The 21,417-nt window shown below is 67.6% G+C and carries 14 protein-coding genes; all 14 read left to right on the plus strand.

The annotated features are described in order from the left end of the window. Positions 1-35 precede the first annotated feature (35 nt). The 14 genes from SJY20_RS15710 (at position 36) to SJY20_RS15775 (ending at position 21,416) form a co-directional block, all read left to right on the plus strand. Positions 36-800 (plus strand): 2-keto-4-pentenoate hydratase, encoded by a 765-nt coding sequence (locus tag SJY20_RS15710; protein WP_380788745.1) that lies wholly within the window; start codon positions 36-38, stop codon positions 798-800. A gap of 24 nt (positions 801-824) precedes the next feature. Continuing rightward, a complete protein-coding gene (locus SJY20_RS15715; protein ID WP_380787851.1) occupies positions 825-2,117 on the plus strand; it encodes an MFS transporter in 1,293 nt (430 codons plus the stop codon). A 67-nt stretch (positions 2,118-2,184) separates the two neighbouring features. Then, a complete protein-coding gene (locus SJY20_RS15720) occupies positions 2,185-5,967 on the plus strand; it encodes a LamG-like jellyroll fold domain-containing protein (protein WP_380787852.1) in 3,783 nt (1,260 codons plus the stop codon). Beyond that, on the plus strand, positions 5,964-7,418 hold the full coding sequence (locus SJY20_RS15725) for a DUF885 family protein (protein WP_380787853.1): 1,455 nt from the start codon (positions 5,964-5,966) through the stop codon (positions 7,416-7,418). The genes SJY20_RS15720 and SJY20_RS15725 overlap by 4 nt, the downstream gene beginning before the upstream one ends. Before the next feature lie 78 nt (positions 7,419-7,496). Then, a complete protein-coding gene (locus SJY20_RS15730; protein WP_380787854.1) occupies positions 7,497-8,747 on the plus strand; it encodes a rhamnogalacturonan acetylesterase in 1,251 nt (416 codons plus the stop codon). A 17-nt stretch (positions 8,748-8,764) separates the two neighbouring features. Then, positions 8,765-10,078, plus strand: coding sequence for an oligogalacturonate lyase family protein (locus SJY20_RS15735; RefSeq protein WP_380787855.1), 1,314 nt, complete (start codon positions 8,765-8,767; stop codon positions 10,076-10,078). Next, positions 10,075-12,432 (plus strand): glycoside hydrolase family 2 TIM barrel-domain containing protein, encoded by a 2,358-nt coding sequence (locus tag SJY20_RS15740; RefSeq protein WP_380787856.1) that lies wholly within the window; start codon positions 10,075-10,077, stop codon positions 12,430-12,432. Before SJY20_RS15735 ends, SJY20_RS15740 begins: the two co-directional genes overlap by 4 nt. A gap of 55 nt (positions 12,433-12,487) precedes the next feature. Next, positions 12,488-13,291: an IclR family transcriptional regulator gene (locus SJY20_RS15745; protein ID WP_380787857.1), complete on the plus strand. Its 804-nt coding sequence runs from the start codon at positions 12,488-12,490 to the stop codon at positions 13,289-13,291. Between the two features lie 25 nt (positions 13,292-13,316). After that, the gene (locus SJY20_RS15750) at positions 13,317-14,078 is read left to right on the plus strand and encodes an SDR family NAD(P)-dependent oxidoreductase (RefSeq protein WP_380787858.1); all 762 of its coding nucleotides are present in this window, start codon (positions 13,317-13,319) and stop codon (positions 14,076-14,078) included. Between the two features lie 61 nt (positions 14,079-14,139). After that, positions 14,140-15,654, plus strand: a complete 1,515-nt coding sequence (locus SJY20_RS15755; RefSeq protein WP_380787859.1) for a glycoside hydrolase family 28 protein — start codon at positions 14,140-14,142, stop codon at positions 15,652-15,654. An 86-nt stretch (positions 15,655-15,740) separates the two neighbouring features. After that, complete coding sequence (locus SJY20_RS15760; protein WP_380787860.1) at positions 15,741-16,055, plus strand: L-rhamnose mutarotase; 315 nt, start codon at positions 15,741-15,743, stop codon at positions 16,053-16,055. 44 nt (positions 16,056-16,099) lie between these two features. Further along, positions 16,100-19,087 carry a beta-galactosidase gene (locus tag SJY20_RS15765; RefSeq protein ID WP_380788747.1) on the plus strand — a complete coding sequence of 996 codons (2,988 nt, stop codon included), beginning with the start codon at positions 16,100-16,102 and terminating at the stop codon, positions 19,085-19,087. Continuing rightward, entirely contained in the window at positions 19,084-20,301 is a 1,218-nt protein-coding gene (locus tag SJY20_RS15770; protein ID WP_380787861.1) for a glycosyl hydrolase 53 family protein, read from the plus strand. The genes SJY20_RS15765 and SJY20_RS15770 overlap by 4 nt, the downstream gene beginning before the upstream one ends. Next, positions 20,301-21,416, plus strand: a complete 1,116-nt coding sequence (locus SJY20_RS15775) for a glycoside hydrolase family 105 protein (protein WP_380787862.1) — start codon at positions 20,301-20,303, stop codon at positions 21,414-21,416. The genes SJY20_RS15770 and SJY20_RS15775 overlap by 1 nt, the downstream gene beginning before the upstream one ends. The last annotated feature ends 1 nt before the right edge of the window (position 21,417 follow it).

The raw sequence follows: 21,417 nt of genomic DNA on the forward strand, positions 1-21,417 counted from the left end.
TCTTGGGCGAACGGCCGAACACGACCGACAACACGATGCGGATCGCGCGCACTTTCGTGGACGCGCGGCGCAACGGGCATGCGGTGCCGGATTATCCGGGCACGCTGCCGACCACGCTGACCGAAGCCTATGCCGTGCAGGACGATGCGCTGTCGCTGGCCGAGGGCGAGGTCGTCGGCTGGAAGGTCGGACGGATCAACCCGCCGATCGACGGCATCGACCGCCTGAGCGGCCCGATCTTCGCGGGTTCGGTACACGATCAGGCCGAACCCCCGGTCGCAATGCCGGTGTTCGCCGACGGGTTTGCCGCCGCCGAAGCCGAGTTCCTGCTCCGCATCGGCACCGCCCCCGATCCCGCCAAGACGCAGTACACGATCGCGGAGGCGCGCGACCTGATCGACGCGGTGCACGTCGGCATCGAGATCGCCAGTTCGCCCTTTCCCGGCATCAACACCAACGGCGCCACCGCGACGATCTCCGATTTCGGCAACAACAACGGACTGGTCGTCGGTGCGGAAGCCGAGGGCTGGCGCGATGGCGATATCAATGCCTGGCCGATCGAACTCTGGATCAACGACGAGCGTATCGGCGCCGCGACGTCGGCGACGATGCTCGACGGCCCGTTCGGCGCAGCGCGCTATCTGTTCGAGCACATGGCGGCACGCGGGATCGCGCTGACGCCCGGCCAGTGGATATCGAGCGGCGCCGTCACCGGCGTCCACGAGGTCGCGATCGGCGACCGCGTCGAGGCGAAATTCGACGGGCGGTTCGCCGTCACCTGCACGATCAAGGCCCGCTAGAGGCCCCAACTGGAGAGAAGACCAATGGCAACCATGGACATGCCGGAGGTCGCCGGCGCGGCCGGCCGGGTCGGGCGATACCGCTGGGTGATTTGCAGCCTGTTGTTCGCGGCGACCGCGCTCAACTATGTCGACCGGCAGATGATCGGGGTGCTAAAGCCGACCATCTCGGCCGATCTCGGCTGGGACGAAACCACCTATGCCGACGTCATCTTCTGGTTCCAGGCCGCCTATGCGATCGGCTATCTGAGCTTCGGCAAGATCGTCGACGTGCTCGGCGCGCGAATCGGCTATTCGGTGGCGTTCGTAATCTGGACGCTGGGCCACACGCTATGCGGGTTCGCCGGCAACGCGTTCCAGTTCTCCGCGGCACGCGCGCTGCTCGGGATCGGTGAGTCGGGCAACTTCCCCGCCGGCATCAAGGCGGTCTCCGAATGGTTTCCGGCGCGCGAACGCGCGCTCGCGACCGGCGTGTTCAACGCCGGCGCCAACATCGGCGCGATCATCACGCCGCTGGTGGTGCCGTTCATCGTCGTGACGATGGGCCTCGGCTGGCGCATGGCGTTCGTCATCACCGGCGCGTTCAGCCTGATCTGGCTGGTGTTCTGGATCGCGATGTACCGTCGCCCGCGCGAGAGCACCAAGGTCTCGGCCGCCGAGCTCGCCTTTATCGAGAGCGATCCCGCCGACCCCGCCGAGAAGATCGGCTGGCTCAAACTGCTCGGCTACCGCGAAACCTGGGCGTTCGCGCTCGGTAAGTTCCTGATCGACCCGATCTGGTGGCTGTTCCTGTTCTGGACACCCGACTTCCTCGCCAAGACCTATCATCTCGATCTCAAGAGCTTCGGCCCGCCGCTTGTCGCGATCTACCTGATCTCCGATATCGGCAGCGTTGCTGGCGGCTGGTCGTCGTCGAAGCTGATGCGTCGCGGCTACAGCGCCAACTTCGCGCGGAAAATCGTGATGCTGGTCTGCGCGTTCCTGGTGATGCCGATCTTCTTTGCGCAATATGTCGACAATCTGTGGCTCGCGGTCGGCATCGTCGGCTTGGCGACTGCAGCGCATCAGGCGTTCTCGGCCAATCTCTACACCATCCCGTCGGACATGTTCCCGCGCGGCGCGGTAGGGTCGGTGGTCGGGATCGGCGGCACGGTCGGTGCGATCGGCGGCATGATGATGGCGAAGTTCACCGGCTACGTGCTGCAGACGACCGGCAGCTACACGCTGATCTTCGCGGTCGCGGGCAGCACCTATCTGATCGCGATCGCGGTCGTGCACCTGTTGTCGCCGAAGCTGGCACGGGTCGAGGCACGCTAAGACAGAGCTGAAAAGACATCGCCGAACAGACGGGGATCACCCCGCGCCGGCACAAGGAGGGAATGACGTGAAGGCCAAGACGTCCCTGCTCGCGCTGGCGATCGCCAGCGCGACACCCGCCGCGGCACAGGATGGGCTCCTGTTCCGGATGTCGGCGGACAAGAGCCTGACCGCGGACGTCGCGGCGGGCGATCCGGTGCCGAATTTCCGCAGCAACGTCGATATCGTGCCCGACGGCGCGATCGGCGGGGCGGCGAAGTGGGCGGACGACGGCTATGTCTCGTGGAATGCGCCCGGGAACATCCGCGCCGAACGCGGCACGCTGTCGTTCTTCTGGCGACCGCGCCAGCCGGTCGGGGAAGCACCGTTCGTGCTGTTCCGGGTCGGCTTCGCGGATCATTCGAGCTGGGACATGGCGTTCCTGCGGATCGACTGGAACGGCCACGGGTTCGACGCCTTCGTCACCGACGCCAATTTGTCGCGCGTCCGGGTGTCGTGGCGGATCGACCAACTCCCCGCCGCCGATGCGTGGCGGCACATGGCGTTCGCCTGGGACGAGACCGCGGGCGTGCGGCTGTACGTCGACGGCCGCGAAGTGGCGCGGAAGGACCAGCCGGCCGACCTCGACAGCGGGCTCGACCAGTTCGGTCTCGCCGGCCGCGTACTGTCGCCGCATCAGGTGCAGAGCCGCTACAATTTCATGCGCGGATCCGATTTCGACGAGATTCGCGTCTATGACCATATGCTCGCTGCGACCGATGTCGCTGCGTTAGCAGACAAACGCGACCCTGCGGCTGCCGCACCGGTCGACATGGCGGCACAGCGCAAGGCATGGCTCCACCGCTATGGCTGGGACCGCGCCTCGCCCCCCGTCCTCGACGCCGCCGTAACCCGTGTGCGGAAAGTCGAGTTCGCGGATGCGAAGGACCTGAAACAGTGGATGTGGAAGGGCGTCGACGGGATCGCAGAGACCACCTGGCCGGGCGTCTACAACCGCTCGCGGCTGCCGGGGCGCGACGATTATTTCGAGCTGCCCGACTGGAACACCTATGTCGAAGGCGGCAAGCGCTACGACCTGACGATCCCGCCCGGCGAGCGCGTCAACCGCGTCGAGATCCGCGGCGCGGCGTACGGCAGTCTCGACTGGAGCGACGGCGCGAAGTCCGTGTCGCTCGCGAAGCGCCCGCAGGGCGTGGTCCGCAGCGTCGACAGCATCGCGCCCCGCACCGGCGGGCGGCTGAGCTTCACCAACGTGATGCAGGAACAGCCGATCCAGGAAATCTGGGCCTACGATATCGGCGCCGGCACCGAGCCTGCCGGCAGTTTCAAGCTCTCCTATGTCGTCAACGCCGCCACCGCGACCGACCTTGCCGCGCTGGGCGACCTCAACACCTATATCGCCGGCCGGTTCGCGCCCGACGAGCGCAGCACCGTCGTCGCGATGCCGGCGTCGGGACTGAAGGCAGCAGTGGGCGCCGGCACCGGCGTAACCGGGGCCGCCGTCGCGCGCCGCGCCGACGCCGCACCGATCGTGCACGTCCTGATCCCCGCCAGCTTCGGCGACGCGCTGCCCGACCGGCCGCTGGCCCGCGCGTTCGATTATGGCTGGCAGAACGTCCATGACGGGCTCGACGGGATCGCGATCGACATCCCCGCGCTCGGCGTGAAGCCCAATGCCGCCGGGCTGATCCCGCTCAACATCCGCGTGAAGGACCCCTTGTGGCCGGGTCGCGACATGATCGACCTGTCGGTGTCGGTGCGGCCGAACGAGGCGCGGACGCTGTGGCTCGACCTGCGCGACCGCATCCTGCCTGACGCCAGCCTGTACCTGACCATCGCCAGCGCCGCGCCAGACTGCTCCGCGCAGAGTCTGGACGGCGCCAGGATCCGCCTGGTCTTTAAGCCCCGCGCCACCGCGCTGCCTGAGCATGTCGCGGACCGGTTCGCGCAGGTGAAGGACAATTGGGGCTTCCTGGTCGAGGAACACACCGCGTCGAAGCGCGCCGGCCTATATCGCCGCCTGTTCGCCGACATCTCCGACCTGCTCCGCGTCGATCCGGACAACATCGAAGCCCGCGCCTACTGGGCCGACATCAACTACCGGCCCGAGAACCTGCCGGCGTTCGTCCAGCCGGTCGCGCCTGCAGGCGTGCCGCTATGGGCGTTCCGCCAGCTCGAGGACCTGAAGCGCGTCCGCCATTTCGTGAACTGGTGGATCGACCAGCGCCAGGTCCCGTATGGCGATTTCGGCGGCGGCATCTCGGACGATGTCGACCTGACCGAGCAATGGCCCGGCCTTGCGCTGATGGGCGTCGACCCCGACAAGATCAACGCGTCGCTGCGCGCGCTGTCCGATGCGGTCTACAAGAACGGCATGATCGTGAACGGCCTCGGCTATATCACGACGGACGAGCTCCATGCCTATGAGGAGGGGCTGAATTCGAACGCCGAGCGGCTCTATCTCAACTGGGGCGAACCCCGCAGCGTCGAACGCCTGATGGATACCGCGCGGGCGCTCCAGTCCGTCATTTTGAAGAATCCCGCCGGGCACATGCACTTCGCCAGCAACTGGTACGGCGCGCGGAAAATTTACCGCGAGGGCGCGTGGGAGTGGCAGAAGCCGTATTCGTTCACCGTGCTGCACGCGCCGATCCTGGTCGGGCTGTACAACGCCAACCCCGCCGCGCGCGGGCTGGTGACCGGCGTGATCGACGGCTGGATGGCGCATGGCAAGCAGGCCGCCGACGGCAGCTGGAGCTATCCCAACGAGATCAACTGGCGCACCGATGCAACGCGCACAGGCGACGGCGGCGGCGTGTCGACGCCGTTGCAAGGCGCCTGGGCGTCGTGGCGCTTCACCGGCGACGACCGCTACCTCCGCCCGATCCAGGGCCGCGTCGCCAAGGGGCCGAACGCGATCGCCGAGTTCAACGAGAACGGCTTCGACCTGATGCCCGGTGGCGCCGAAGCGCGCGCGAAACTCGCCAAGGCGAAATCTGAAGATCCGTTCGCCCGCTACGCCGCCTGGGCCGCGACCGGCGACACCGCGCCGCTCGCCGCGCTTCACGCCGACGCGATCGCCGACAAGGCGCAGCACGAATACATGTACACCGAGGGTCATTGGTGGTCCGACCGCGTCGAGCAGCCCAACGAGATCCTGCAGCGCGAACGGCTCGGCGGGATCGCGCTGCGCCGCAACCAGACCTGGCCGGGCAACACGGTCAGCTGGCGTTTCGACGATCCCGAGGCCGCGCAGGGCGTCGCGATCCTGGTCCCCGGCGCGACCCGCGACCGGTTCCGCGTGATCGCCTACAACATGACCGCGACCGAACAGCGAGCGATGATGTCGACCTGGAACGTCACCGCCGGCAGCTGGTCGATGCGCAGGTCGACCAGTGTCGACGAGGGCAAGACGCTGGTCCCCGCCGGCGCCGCGCAGAACCTTTCCCTGGAACGCAGCGCGAGTACGGAAGTCGCCTTCGCGCCCGGCACGACGACGGTGCTGGACTTCACGCTGGTGACGCCCGGCACCCCGGTCGATACCCGCGCCGACCTCGGCGTCGGTACCGACGACGTCGTCGTGAAGGGCCGGTCGGTCACCGTCACCGTCCACAGCCTGGGCGCGCGCGACACCAAGGGCGGCACAGCGATGCTGGTCGACGCCGCCGGATCGATCGTCGCCCGCGCCACCATCCCGCCACTCGCCGCGCCGATCGACCTGCGTCCTCGCACCACGACCGTGAAGCTCGCGATCCCAGGCAGAGCACGCGCGCCACTCTCGGTCCGCGTTGCCCTGCCCGACGATGCGCCGGAGATAACGCAGGCGAACAACAGCGTGACACTGCCATGATCCGCCCGCACCGCCGGGCAGTGATAGGCGGCATCGGGGCTGCGCTCGCGTGGCCGACGCTGGCGCGCGCTGCCCCGGACTCCTTGCGAGACGCGCTAGACCGCGCGACGACGGAGAGTCCGGAGACGGCGTTGCGGACCCTCGCAGGGTTCGACGCGGCCATGTTGCAGGGCGCCGACCGGCTCGATCTCACCGCAGCACGCGCCGGATTGGCGATCGACGCGATGCTGCTGCGCGATTTCGGCCGGCGAACCGCGTACCGGGTTACCCCGCTGACGGGCGCGTGGAAGGCTGCGAAGAATTCAGCCGCGATCGACGCGGACTCTGACGGCCTGCGATCCGACGCCGAGGCAGGAATCCTGCTGCCCCTCGCCTCGCTCGACCGCACGATGGCGGCACTGCAGGCCGCGCGCGCCACCGCCCGCCCCGACATCGCCGCGGCGATCGACCGCCAGCTCGTGGTTCTGGCGAGCCAGCGCGACACCGCCCCGTCGCAGCCGGGCATCGGGCGGCTGCGCGATGGCGCGTCGTTGTACACGCTGCTGCTCAACCGCGCGGTCGGCAACGGCCACACGCCCGCCGCCGTCGAGGCACGGCTGCTGGCCGAACTCGACCGCCAGACCGCGCGCGCCGCCACGCTCTTCACGCAGATCGGCATGATCAACGGCACCGTCGCCGAACGCTATTCCACGCTGTGGCGCGACCCCCGCTATCTCTATCCCGACAGCGATCCCGGTCGCGCCAGCGCGGTCGCCGATATGAACGCGACGCTCGCCACCATCCGTTCGCGCGTCCCCGCACTCGTTGGCGAGGTGCCCGCCTGGACGCTCGACGTCACCACCCGGTCGCTGTCGCCCGAGGAGATGGCCGCCGGCCGCCAGGGATACCGCGAGGCGCCGACCCCGACCAAGCCCGGCGCCTATATCGTCGACCTGAAGGATATCCGCCGCCGCCCGCGCTGGACGCTGCCCAGCGTCGTCGCGCACGAACTGCTGCCCGGGCACATGATCCAGCTCGGTCTCGAAGGCGTCCGCCCGCCGCATCCCCTGCGCGTCGACTATGCGTCCTCCTTCCCTGAAGGCTGGGGCATCTATGCCGAACAGATCGCGGCCGATGCCTGTCCCGATCCGCTGTCGCAGCTCGGCCATGTCCATTGGCTGCTGTTCCGTGTTTCGCGCGCGCTCGTCGACCTGGGCATCCATGTGCGCGGCTGGTCGCTGGGCGAGGCACGCATGCGGTTCCAGACCTGGATGGGCGAACCCGGCTATTTCGCGCCGTTCGACGTCGAACTCGCGCGCATCCCGCTCGAACCCGCCACGCGCCTCGCCGACGCGGTCGCCTGGCTGGCCATCGCCGACGGCGCGCAGAGTAGGCGCGGCGCGGACCTGATCGCCTATCGTCGCCGGGTCCTGGCAGACGGCCGCAACCGGACCGAACAGATCGCATCCTGAGATTCGATATCGCTCGACTATCGTCTCTATTTATAGGATGACGTTGCACAATACGGCACAACGTCGAGGGATAGGATGATGAGGGTCGCCACCAAGCGGGCGCTGATCGCGGGCGCCGCGACGATGGCGACGCTGTTCTCCACCTCCGCCAGCGCGCAGGCCCGACGCTTCGCGTTCGGGCCGACCAAGGCCGACGCAGGTGCGGTCGCGGTCGCTTCCGATCACGTCTATGCCGACGGATATGGGTTCGAACCGAGCCGCCCGACCCTCTTCTCGGTCCGCACAGCGCCCGGCAACTACCGCGTCACCGTCACGCTCGGCCTGCCGAAGAGCGCCACGGAAACCACGCTGAAGGCCGAGAACCGCAGACTCATGCTCGACGCGGTCAGGGTCCCCGCCGGACGCCACGTCACGCGCAGCTTCATCGTCAACGTCCGCGACGCCGCGCTGGTCCCGCCGCCGCTCAACGCGCCGGGCGGTGCCTCCGTGCTGCTGAAGCCACGCGAGAAGACCGCCTTCACCTGGGACGACAAGCTCACGCTCGAAATCCTCGGCGCCAACCCCGGCGTCACCGCGATCGCGATCGAGCCGGTCGCGGTGCCGACCGTCTTCCTGCTCGGCGATTCGACCGTGACCGACCAGCCGACCGAGCCCGGCGCGAGCTGGGGCCAGATGCTGACCGCGTTCTTCAAGCCCGACATCGCGGTCGCGAACCACGCCGAAAGCGGCGAGACGATGAAGTCGTTCATCTCCGAACTACGCTTCGCCAAAGTGCTGGAGCTCGTGAAGGCCGGCGACGTCGCGCTGATCCAGTTCGGCCACAACGACCAGAAGGCGCAGTGGCCGCAGACCTATGCCGCCGCCGAGACCACCTATCGCGACTATCTTCGCACTTTCATCGCCGAATTCCGCCGGCGCGGCGTGACGCCGATCCTGGTCAGTTCGCCCGAACGCAGCAACTGGATCGGCGCGAAGATCAAGCCGACGCTCGCCGACTATGCCGCCGCGGTTCGCGCGGTCGGCGCCGAGGAAAAGGTGCCGGTGATCGACCTCAATGCCGCCAGCATCCGGGTCTATGAAGCGCTGGGGCCAGCCCGCGCGCCGCTCGCATTCAGCGACGGCGGCAAAGACGCGACGCACCACGACAATTACGGCGCCTGGGTGCTCGCGCGATCGATCGCGGCGGGGATTGCTGAGGCGAAGCTGCCGCTCGCTTCGCATCTGCGCGACGACCTGGGCGCGTTCGATCCGGGCAGCCCGCCCGACCCCGCGACCTTCCGCTTGGCCGCGAGTGCGGCGCAACCGTACGTCAAACCGGACGGCAATTGATGAAACGAGGATATCGCATGCGCTCACTCGCCCTCCGGCTTGCCATCCCCCTGGCCTTCGCCGCCGCGGCGCCGGCCGTCGCTGCCGCCCCCACAGGTGAACGCACCGACTGGGTCGATGCAAAGACCGGCCATCGCATCCATGTGATATCCGACGCGCCGGGCAATTATGCGCTGTACTTCAACTACAACGCGTACACGCCCAACGGCGACACGATGATCTTCCAGACCAGGGACGGCATCTCGCGGCTCGACATGAAGAGCTGGAAGGTGACGACGCTGCTCAAGCGACCCGGCGCGCATGTGCTGTTCGCGGGGCACAAGACGCGGTCCGCCTATTTCTCGGAACAGGCAGCGGGCGACGCCAACGCGCCGATCACGATCTATGCCGCCGATATCGACACCGGTGCGGTCCGCCTGATCGCGAAAGTGCCCAAGGGCAGCCGGATCGACACGATCAATGCCGACGAGACGCTGCTCGCCGGACAGGTCGCCGAGCGCGACATGCCGTTGCAGCCGAGCGCCGGGCCCCCGGTCGGCGGGATGACCGCCTATGCCGCCAACTGGCCCGACGGCACGCCGATGACCTATGCCGATGCCAAGGAATACCGCCTCAACCAACGGCTCGACGCGCGCATCCCGATGGAGATCTTCACGCTCAACGTGAAGACCGGCGAGCGGCGGTCGGTGCTGACGGCAACCGACTGGCTCAACCACCTGCAGTTCTCGCCGACCGACCCGACGCTGCTGATGTATTGCCACGAGGGGCCGTGGCACAAGGTCGACCGGATCTGGACGATCCGCACCGACGGCACGCAGATGACCAAGGTCCATGCGCGCACCATGAACATGGAGATCGCGGGCCACGAGTTCTGGTCTCCGGATGGCAAGACGATCTGGTACGATCTGCAGCGCCCGCGCGGCGAGAGCTTTTGGCTTGCGGGCTACGACGTCGCGACCGGCAAGCGCACGCAATACCACCTCGAGCGCAACCAGTGGTCGGTGCATTACAATGTGTCCGCCGACCAGAAGATCTTCTCAGGCGACGGCGGCGACAGCGAGATGGTCGCGCGCGCACCCGATGCGAAGTGGCTGTATCTGTTCAAGCCACAGACGATCCCCGACGTCGCCGGCATCCATGCCGACAATGCCGCCAGCCTGATCGCTTCGGGCAGGATGGACGAGGAGAAGATCGTCGATTTCGGCAAGCAGGATTACAAGCTGGAGCCGAATGCGCGCTTCTCGCCCGATGGCAAATGGCTGATCTTCCGCGCGAATATCGAGGGCAAGACCAAGATCTATGCCGCCGAAGTCGCCAAGGCCGCGCGATGAATCGTGCCTTTGCAATCGTCGCGCTGCTGATGGCGACGACGGCGCACGCCGCGCCGCGCGAGACGCTGCCGTTCGATAGCGGCTGGCTGTTCGCCAAGGGCGACGTGAAGGACGCCGAGACGCCTGCGCTGGCGGATGCGGCCTGGCAGCAGGTCGCGTTGCCCCACGACTGGGCGATCGCCGGGCCGTTCGACGAGAAGGCCGCGGCAACCGGGTCGGGCGCGTTCCTGCCGACCGGGATCGCCTGGTACCGCAAGCACCTCAGCATGCCCACCGGGTGGCGCGGGCGCCGCGTGTTCGTCCAGTTCGACGGCGTGATGGAGCGATCCGGCGTGTGGCTCAACGGCATGCACCTCGGCTATCGCCCGAACGGATCGCTGCCGCTGCGCTACGAACTGACACCATTCCTGCGCGACGGCGACAATGTGCTTGCGGTTCGTGCCGATACCGCCAGCCAGCCGGCGTCGCGCTGGTATGCCGGCAGCGGGATCAATCGTCATGTCCGGCTGATCGTCACCGATCCCGTGCATCTCGACGCCGACGCGACCGTGGTCCGCGCGACCGCGATCACCGCTGCGTCGGCGACCGTGAACGTCGACACCAGCATCCTCAACCAGTCCGATGCGACGGCCACCGCACGCATCGCGGTCGACTTGGTCGCGCCGGACGGCAAGGTGGCCGCCCACGGCGAGAGCGCGGCGCTGTCGCTGCCCGCCGGCCGGGCGAGCGCGGGCAGCGTCACCCTGACCCTGCCCCGTCCGCGCCGCTGGGACATCGCCGATCCCGCACTCTACACCGCGCGCGTCCGCGTGCTGGCGGCGGACGGCCGGTCGCTCGACGACGAGCAGGTCCGCTTCGGCGTTCGCGAGGCGAAGTTCGAGGCCGCGACCGGGTTCTGGCTCAACGGCCGCAACGTCAAGCTGAAGGGCGTCGCGATCCACGCCGATGGCGGCGCGTTCGGCAATGCGGTGCCGCTCGCGTTCTACGAACGCCGCCTGCGCGGGCTGATGGCGCTCGGGGTCAACGCGGTCCGCACCGCGCACAACCCGTTCCCACCCGAATTCCTCGACCTGTGCGACCGGCTCGGGCTGATCGTGATGGACGAGCCGTTCGACATGTGGACGGTCGGCAAGAACCCGCAGGACTATCATCTGTTCTTCACCGACTGGTCGTCGATCGATGCGCGCGCGTTCGTGCGCCGCGATCGCAACCACCCCAGCATCGCGCTCTGGTCGATCGGCAACGAGATCCACGACACCGCCTATCCGGTCGTCACGCAGTCGATCATCGCGCGGCTGAAGGCGATCTTCCACGAGGAGGATCCTACGCGCCCGGTGACGATGGCGCTGTTCCGCCCCAACACCACGCATGATTACGACAACGGCACCGCCGACATGCTCGACGTGGTCGGCCAGAACTACCGCGAGACCGAACTGGCCAAGGCGCACGCCGACAAGCCGAGCCGTATCATCATCGGCACCGAGAACAGCAAGAACCGCGAAAGCTGGCTCGTGATTCGCGATGACCCGGCCTATTCGGGGATGTTCCTGTGGACCGGTGCGGATTACCTCGGCGAGGCCGACCGGATCGGCTGGCCGGCAATCAGCAACCCGTCAGGCCTGGTCGACCGCATCGACGCGGTGAAGCCGATCGGCTGGGAACGCCAGAGCTGGTGGTCGACCAAGCCGGTGGTCAGGATCGCCCGCCGCGTGACCAAGGTGGTGGACGTCAGCGAAATGCCGACGATGGTCGGCATCGCGGTGCCGCAGCCCAAGGGTCCGGGAGCGCTGGCCGACTGGTCGCCGGCCAACCGCGCGGCGCACGACGAGACCATCGAGGTCTATAGCAACGCGCCCGAGGTCGAGCTGTCGGTCAACGGTCGATCGCTCGGCCGCAAGCCGCGCAATGCCGACGACAAGGCCCGGCAATGGACCGTGCCGTTCGTCCCCGGCACGATCCGCGCGGTCGGCTATGACGGCAAGCGCGTCGTGGCGCGCGACGAATTGACCACCGCGGGCGCCCCGGCGGCGATCCGGCTGACCTCGGCGACCCCGACGATCGGCCACGGCTTCGACGCCGTCGGCTTCGTCGAGGTTGCGGTGGTCGATGCGAAGGGCGTCCCCGTCCCCGATGCAGCTCCCTTGCTGGAGGCGACCGTGACCCACGGTACGCTCGCCGCGTTCGACAATGGCAGCATTACCGACCACACCGCGTTCACCAGCCCGACTCGCACGGCTCAGGACGGTCGCGCGCTGCTGATGGTGCTCGCGGATGCGGGCACGGCGCCGGTCACGATCCGCGTCACCGCGCCGGGACTGAAAGCCGGAACGACCGCATTGAAGGTCGCACCGTGACCGCCGACGCAATCCCCGATTGCCAGCATGCAGAAGGCGGCCGTAAGATATGGGCATGACCACATCCACGGCCGCCGCCGAACAGAACGAAACCGCCAGCAGCTCTGTCGGCGCAGGCAGCCAGACGCTGATGCGCGGGCTCGATTTGATCGAGGCGGTCAGCCACGAGGTGATGACGCTCAGCGAACTCGCGGCCAAGCTCGACTTGACCAAGAGCACCACGCACCGCCTGTTGAGCGCGTTGGTCGATCGCGGATATCTCGCGTTCACGCCGCGCGCCGGATACCGGCTGGGGCCGAAGCTGTTGCTCTTGGGAACGCTGGCGCAGGCGCAGGCCGATCTGGTGCAGGTCGCGCGACCCTATCTGGAGGACCTGTCCGCCTCGACCGAGGATACCGTGCACCTCGGTATCCTCGACGGCGACGCCGCGCTGTATCTCGACAAGGTGCCCGGTCGCCGGCGCATCACCATTTCCAGCCGCGTCGGCGATCGCCAGCCGCTGACCTCGACCGGCCTCGGCAAGGCATTGATGCTCGATCACAGCCCGGCCTATTGGAAGGACCGTTTCACCGCCGAGCAGGCCGCCACCAGTTTCAAGGTCGATGCCGCGGTGTGGCATGAGCGGATGGCGGGGTATGCCGCATGCGGGCGCGCGTTCGATCTCGAGGAGAACGAGGATCAGGTGCGCTGCGTCTCCGCCCCGATCCGCGACGCGGGGGGGAAGATTGTTGGGGCGATCAGCGTTTCAAGTGCCGCACAGTATATGAGCGACGACCGCATGACCGCGCTGACCGACGAGGTCCGCGATACCGCCGCCGCGATCAGCCGCGAACTCGGCCACGAGCCGACTGCTCGCTGACCTTTCGATTACCAAGGAGAAGACCATGTTGCTTCAGGGCAAGACCGTGCTCGTCACCGGCGCATCCGCCGGCATCGGCCGCGCCGTCGCGATCGGCTGCGCACGCCACGGCGCCGACGTCGCGCTGAATTTCGCACGCGATGTCGCCGGGGCGGAAAGCGCCGTCGCCGAGATCGAGGCGCTCGGCCGCAAGGGCATCGCGATCCAGGGCGACGTCGCCGACCCTGCGACCGCCAAGGACTTCGTATCGCGTGCGACCGAAGCGCTCGGCCGCGTCGACGTGTTCGTCAACAATGCCGGCATCTGCCCGTTCCACGCGTTCCTGGACATGCCGGTCGAGACGTTCGAGCGGACCATGAAGGTCAATTTGCACGGCGCCTATTTCATGGTCCAGGCGGCCGCGAACCAGATGGTCAAGCAGGGCGATGGCGGATCGATCATCGCGATGTCGTCGATCTCGGCGCTGGTCGGCGGCGAATACCAGACGCACTACACCCCGACCAAGGCAGGATTGCATTCGCTGATGCAGTCGGTCGCGATCGCGCTCGGCAAATACGGCATCCGCTGCAACTCGCTGTTCCCGGGCACGATCCTGACGGACATCAACAAGGAAGACCTCGCCGACGAGGGCAAGCGCACGTACATGGAAGGCCGCATCCCGCTGGGACGCCTGGGCCAGCCCGACGATCTGGTCGGCCCGACCGTGTTCCTGGCCTCCGACCTTGCCAACTACGTCACCGGCGCATCGCTGCTGGTCGACGGCGGGGCGTATGTGAACCTGCAATAGGCCGTGTCCGTCATCCCAGCGAAGGCCGGGGTGACGGAATCCAGGGCGAAGGGGGCAAGCGATGCACGAGCTTACACGACGCGAACTCGGCGCCGGCATCCTCGCCGGCATCGCTTTCCCCTTCCCTGCGCATGCCGCGACCGTGATCGACGTGCGGACGCACGGCGCACGCGGCGACGGCAAGGCGATCGACAGCACCGCGATCAACGCGGCGATCGCCGCTGCCGCGAGCCGCCCCGGCGGTGGCACCGTACTGGTGCCCGCCGGCCGCTATCGCTGCTTCTCGATCCGGCTACGCAGCCGCGTCACGCTCAGCCTTGCCAAGGGTGCGGTGATCGAGGCGGCGGAGGGCCTTGGCTACGACATGCCCGAGGACATCGAGCAGCTTTACCAGGACTTCGGCCACAGCCATTGGCGCAACAGCCTGATCTGGGGCGACGACGTCCAGGACGTCGCGATCGTCGGATCGGGGATGATCCACGGCGTCGGCCTGACCCGCGACGGACCCGGCGCGCGGTGGAAGGCACAGACCGGCGAACGCCCGCTGTCGATGCGGGGCATGTCGGCGCAGGACATCGGCAAGCTCGAACCCGATGCGGCGGCGATGCGCGGGCGCGGCAACAAGGCGATCGCGCTGAAGAACGGCCGCAACATCCACCTGTCCGGCTTCGCCATGCTCAAATGCGGGCATTTCGCGATCCTGGCGACCGGAACGCAGGGACTGACGATCCGCGACCTCTCGATCGACACCGACCGTGACGGCATCGACCTGGATTGCGTTCGCGACGTCGTGGTCGAGCGGTGCCGCGTCAACACGCCCAACGACGACGCCATCGTCGTCAAGGCGAGCTACGCGCTGGGGCGCAACGTCGCCGCGGAGAACATCGTCGTCCGCAACTGCGCGGTCTCGGGCTTCGACCTCGGCACGATGCTCGATGGCATGCGCGGCACGACACAGCTTCTCGCGCCCGATCGCGACCGCCCGACCGGCCGGATCAAGCTCGGCACCGAAAGCAACGGCGGGTACCGCAACATCCTCATCGAGGATTGCAGCTTCACGCATTGCCGAGGGCTCGCGCTGGAGACGGTCGACGGCGGCGTGATGGAGAATGTCGTCGCACGGCGGCTGACGATGCAGGACGTGACCACCGCGCCGATCTTCCTGCGGCTGGGCGACCGCCGGCGCGGTCCCACCGGCACCGCGATCGGCGCGATCCGCGGCGTGCACCTCAGCCAGATCGTCGCGACCGGGATCGACCATCGCTACGCCGCCGGGATCGCCGGTCTGCCTGACCACCCGATCGAGGATGTGTCGCTGACCGATATCCGCCTGTCCTATCGCGGCGGCGGCACTGCGGGCGATGCGGCGCGCAGGCCCGAAGAGCATGCCGCGGCCTATCCCGAACCGAGCATGTTCGGCGTGCTGCCGGCCTGGGGCCTGTGGATGCGCCAAGCGCGCGGCATGCGGATCGACGGGCTGGAGCTGTCTACGACGACGCCGGACGCCCGCCCGCCGTTCGTTTCGGAGGACGTCGCCGACGTCCACGTCACGCGAACGCCGCTATGGCGAAGTTAGGGCGTGGTTAGGATTTGACGTCTGCCGCCCACGCCTGTACCAAATAATACAGGTAAATACCACATAATGGGTATGGGAGAGCCGGGATGACGATTCATGCATTCAAGATGCAGCTGAAGCCCGGCGTTATCGACGAATATCGCAAGCGCCACGACGAGATCTGGCCCGAACTGACCGCGCTGCTGACCGACAGCGGCATTCACGATTACTCGATCTTCCTCGACGAGGATACGCTGTCGCTGTTCGCGGTGCTGAAACTGCGCGAGCCGAACACGCGAGAGGCGCTGCCGCATCATCCGGTGATGAAGCGTTGGTGGGACCATATGGCGCCGCTGATGGAGGTCGAACCCGACAACCGCCCGAAGGAATGGCCGCTCCCCCTGCTGTTCCACCAGGATTGATCGCCGTGCGTCGCCTGCTCACTGCCGCCCTGCTGTCGTCCGTGATGGCGTCCGTACTGGCGATCCCCGCGCATGCGCAGGTCGCGCGGCCGACGGAGAACCTGTCCGCGCCGGTGAAGACCTTTGGCCGGGTGTCGTACGATGCGCGTTCGCTGATGATCGACGGCAAGCGCCAGGTGATCTGGTCCGCCGAGCTCCACCCGTTCCGCCTGCCCAGCCCAGACCTGTGGCGCGACATCCTGCAGAAGCTGAAGGCGAGTGGGTTCAACACCGTCGCGATCTATTTCGACTGGGGTTATCACAGCCCCAAACAGGGCGTGTACGACTTCACCGGTGTCCGCGACGTAGAGCGGGCGCTGCAGATGGCGCAGGACGAGGGGCTCTACGTCATCACCCGCGCCGGGCCGTATGTGAATGCCGAGCTGTCGCGCGGCGGCTTTCCGGGCTGGCTGGTCAACCAGCGCGGTCGCGCGCGCACCGACGACCCGGCCTATATGGCGGCGGCGGACGAGTGGCTGACGAAGATCGACGCGATCATCGCGCGCCACCAGATCAACACCGATGCCAAGGGCAAGGGCCCGAGCAACGGCGGCGTGATCCTTCACCAGATCGAGAACGAGCTCTCGGTCACGACCCCCGCACAGCGCCGCTACATGGACCACCTCTACGCCAAAGCGCGCGCCGACGGCATCACGGTCCCGATCTTCCACAACGACCAGGGCCGCAACGGCTATTGGGTGCCGGAAAGCTCCAAGGTCGAAAACGTCGTGAAGGGGCCGAACGACCTCTACGCGTTCGATGGCTATCCCGGCGGCACCTGCACCGTCGAGGGCAAGCCGACGCGCGGCAGCGCCGCGCCCGACTGGGGCTTCTACGGCCCCGGCGGCGCAAAGGGGGGCGCCAGCGCTTCGCCCGACACGCCCGCGTTCCTCGCCGAATTCGGCGGCGGCTGGTTCGACTATTGGGGGTCGAACGGCGGCTACGAATGCAACGCGGTCCAGCGCGGCAAACGGTTCCAGCGGGTGTTCTATGGCACCAACCTGGCCAACGGCATCGACATCCACAGCGTCTATATGGGCTATGGTGGCACCAGCTGGGGCTGGCAGCCGGGGCCGGTGGTGTTCACCAGCTACGACTATGGCTCGGCGATTTCCGAAGAGCGCGGCATCCGGCAAAAAGCGCAGGAGATGAAGCAGCTCGGCGGGCTGATCGCGGCGGTGCCCGATCTCGCCGGAATGGTGCCGGCCGCGCCGGTGCAGGTCTCGTCGCCCAACGTGCAGGTCTATCACAACCGGAACCCGGAGAGCGACGCCCGCTTCCTGATGGTGACGCACAAGCCGTCGAACGGCCGGACCGACGACAGCTTCACGGTCGCAGCGAATCTGCCCGACGGCCGCTACACGCTGCCGATGCGGCTCAACGGCTTCGATGCGAAGTGGCTGGTCGCGGGTGTGACGCTCGGCGGGCAGCGGCTGGTCTATTCGACCTCAGAGCTGCAGGCTGCGCTGACGATCGACGGTGGCGACCTGATGCTGCTCTATGGCCGCGCGGGCGAGCCCGGCGAGACGGTGCTGCGCTACACCAGCGCGCCGAAAGTCACCGTGCTCGAAGGCACCGTGACGAGCGCGTTCGACACCGCGAAGGGCGACCTGAAGCTCGACTATGCGCATCGCGGCCGCGCAGTGGTCCGGATCGAAGGCGGCGGCCGCCCCACGGCGACGCTGATCCTCGCCGACGAGGATGAAGCGGTACGTTATTGGCACGACGGCAGCACGCTGGTGCGCGGGCCGGTTCTGCTCCGCCACGCGACCGCAACCAGCGGTGCGCTCGCGCTGACCGGCGACACCGATGCGCAGACGCCGATCGAGATCTGGGCGCCGGCCTCGGCCCGATCGGTCCGTTGGAACGGCACGCCGCTCGCGCTCGCGACCTCCGCGGTCGGCAGCCGGACCGGCACGCTGCCCGGCCCGTCGGCGATCGTCCTTCCCGCACTGACCGACTGGCGGATGGCGAAGGGATCACCCGAGGCCGACCCGGCCTTCGACAATTCGCGCTGGCAGACGGTCGACACCCGCGGCAGCGCCAGCATCACCGCGAAACCCGACGGCCAGCCCAATCTGACGATGGACTCCTACGGCTTCCACGACGGCGACGTCTGGTACCGCGGGCGCTTCACCGGCACGCCCGATGCGAAATCGATCGCGCTGTTCTACGGCGGCGGTGGCGCCGGGATGCTGCAGGTCTGGCTCGACGGCAAGTTCGTCGGGCAGCACGAGCTGCCGGTCGGCCTGCCCCGCCCGATCACCACCGCGCTGGCGAATTTCGCGCTGCCCGCTGGCGCGCAGGCGGCCGGCGAGCATGTCCTGAGCGTCATCGTCCGCAACAACGGCCATAACTGGGACCTCGACGCCGACGATTTCCACAAGGAAGCGCGTGGGCTGATCTCGGTCTCGATCGCGGCACCGGGCGGGCGCAGCTTCGGCGTACCGATCGCGTGGAAGATCCAGGGCAAGCAGGGCGGCGAGGATCTGGCCGATCCGGTCCGTGGCCCCGCCAATAACGGCGGCCAATATGGTGAGCGTGCCGGCTGGTACCTGCCCGGGTTCGACGATCGCCGCTGGTCGGCGGCAACGTTGCCGGCCGCGACCGCGACCGCCGGCACGACCTGGTACCGCACCCGCTTCGACCTCGCAGTGCCAAAGGGCCAGGACGCGACGATCGGCCTCGCGTTCGGCGACACCGCCAGCCCACGATCGGTCGCGCAGTACCGCGTGTCGATGTTCGTCAACGGCTGGAACATGGGCCAGTTCATCGCGCATGTCGGCCCGCAGCGCGTGTTCCCGATCCCCGAGGGCATCCTGAACCACGGCGGCACCAACCAGGTGTCGCTCGCGGTGATGTCGGACGGCGCGCCGGGCGATGCACTCGAAGCGGTCAAGCTGGTGACGCTGCACAACGTCAGCGGCGGCGTGCCGGTGACGATGGTCGCCGCACCGACGCTGCCGTCCGAACTGAAGGGCGCACGGCCATGATCACGCGGCGGGGCCTTGGCCAGAGCGCGGGGGCGGCGTGGCTGATGGGACTGATGCCGGCCGCGCAGGCCGCGTCGGGCGATCGGCGGTCGGCGTACATGATCGGCGCCGACGTGACGTGGATCCCCGAGGACGAGGCCTCGGGCGCGACCTATTACCAGGATGGCGTGCGCAAGGATCCGCTCGAGATCCTGCGGGACGCGGGCTTCAACGCGCTGAAGCTGCGGTTGTTCGTCAACCCCGAGGACGGCTATTCGAAGGGCAAGCCGGGCGGCCCTTGGGGAGGCCTCGCGCAGACGATCGCGTTCGCAAAACGCATCAAGGCGGCGGGGTTCCGCTTCTCGCTGTCGCTGCATTACGCCGATGGCTGGGCCGACCCCCAGCATCAGGACAAGCCCGCGGCCTGGGCGGCACTGCCGTTCCCGAAGCTTGTCGACGCGCTGCACCGTTACACGCTGGACACGTTCGCGGCCTTGAAGGCGGCCGATGTGCTCCCCGAGTTCGCGGTGATCGGCAACGAGGCGACGTTCGGCATCCTGTGGCCCGACGGGCGCGTGCCGCTGACGATCCCGACCGGCAACCCGGATACCGACAAGGTCAATCTGAACGTCGCCAACGCCGGCGGCTACGACAAGTTCGCAGCCCTTCTTAAAGCCGGGATCGACGGCGTGCGGAAACAGGCGCCGGACACGAAAATCGTCATCCACAATCACCTCGGCCGCCACTGGCCGATCGTGCAGCACTGGACCGACCAGTTGCTCGCGCGCGGCGTGCGTCCCGATGCGGTGGCCTTCTCCTGTTACCAGCAGGCGGCGCAGGGCGACTGGCAGCGCACCTTCACCGAATTCACGCGCCGCTATCCCAAGCTCGGCTTCCTCGCGATCGAATATTCGTCGCGCAAGCGCTACCTCAACGATCTGGTCCATGCTCAGCCACGGGGCTGGGGCAGCTTCATCTGGGAGCCGACCCGCTACGAGGAAGCGATCTTCACCTATGACGGCCGCAACGCCGGCGGTGGTCCGAAGCCCGAACTGATCTCGCAGGGCCGCAACGCCGCCGAGGCACCGGGCGGCGTTCCGGGTACGGCGCCCCCGCCGCCGCGCGCCAAGGAAGATCATGGCGGCCGTTACGACGCCGACCCCAAGTTCATCGATATCTATCGCACGATGGCCCGTGACTACGGCATCGCGCAAACACCCCTCAGGAGACTCTAATGGCTGCCCTTACGCACGACATTCCCCGCGTCGAAGTCACCGACGCGATCGCCAAGCTGATGGACAACCTCGTCAACATCAAGGACGAGACCGGCGAGTTCCTGCTCCACCTCGAGGACGGCCGGATCATCGACACCAAGGGCTGGGCCGGTTGGGAATGGACCCACGGCGTCGGCCTGTTCGGGATGTGGCGCTATTACGAGCAGACCGGCGACCAAGCCGCGCTGGCGATCATCAAGCAGTGGTTCGAGGATCGCTTCGCCGAGGGCACGCCGACCAAGAACATCAACACGATGGCCCCGTTCATCACGCTTGCGTACCTGTACGAGCACGAGCCCGACCCGCGCTACATCCCGTATCTCGACACCTGGGCCGAGTGGCTGATGGCGCCGGACGGCCTGCCCAAGACCGAGGAAGGCGGCTTCCAGCACATCGTCTTCAACGACGAGAATCCCGGCGAGATGTGGGACGACACGCTGATGATGTCGGTGCTGCCGCTCGCCAAGATCGGCCTGCTGCTGAACCGGCCGCAGTATGTCGAGGAGGCCAAGCGCCAGTTCCTCATCCATATCAAATACCTGTTCGACAAGAAGACTGGGCTCTGGTTCCACGGCTGGGACTTCAACGGCCGCCACAACTTTGCCGAAGCCCTGTGGGCGCGCGGCAATTGCTGGGTGACGATCGCGATCCCCGAGATCATCGAGATCCTCGACCTGCCAGAGGGCGACGCGCTGCGGATGTTCCTGGTCGACACGCTCAAGGCGCAGGTCAAGACGCTCGCCGAGACGCAGGATGCCGAGACCGGGCTGTGGCACACGCTGATCGTCGATCCGACCAGCTATCTCGAGGCGTCGGCGACCGCGGGCTTCGCGTACGGCATCCTGAAGGGTGTCCGGAAGGGCTATCTGCCGCGCGAATACGAGCAGGTCGGGATCAAGGCGGTGCGCGGCGTGCTCGCCAACATCGACGACGCCGGCGAGCTGCAGCAGACCAGCTTCGGCACCGCGATGGGCGACACGATGCAGTTCTACAAGGACATCCGCCTGACCTCTATGCCGTACGGCCAGAGCCTGGCGATGGTGGCGCTCGCCGAATTCCTGCGGTCGTACATCTGAT

Origin of the sequence: Sphingomonas sp. R86521 (genome assembly GCF_042466235.1) — a bacterium.
In the GTDB taxonomy this organism is placed as follows: domain Bacteria; phylum Pseudomonadota; class Alphaproteobacteria; order Sphingomonadales; family Sphingomonadaceae; genus Sphingomonas.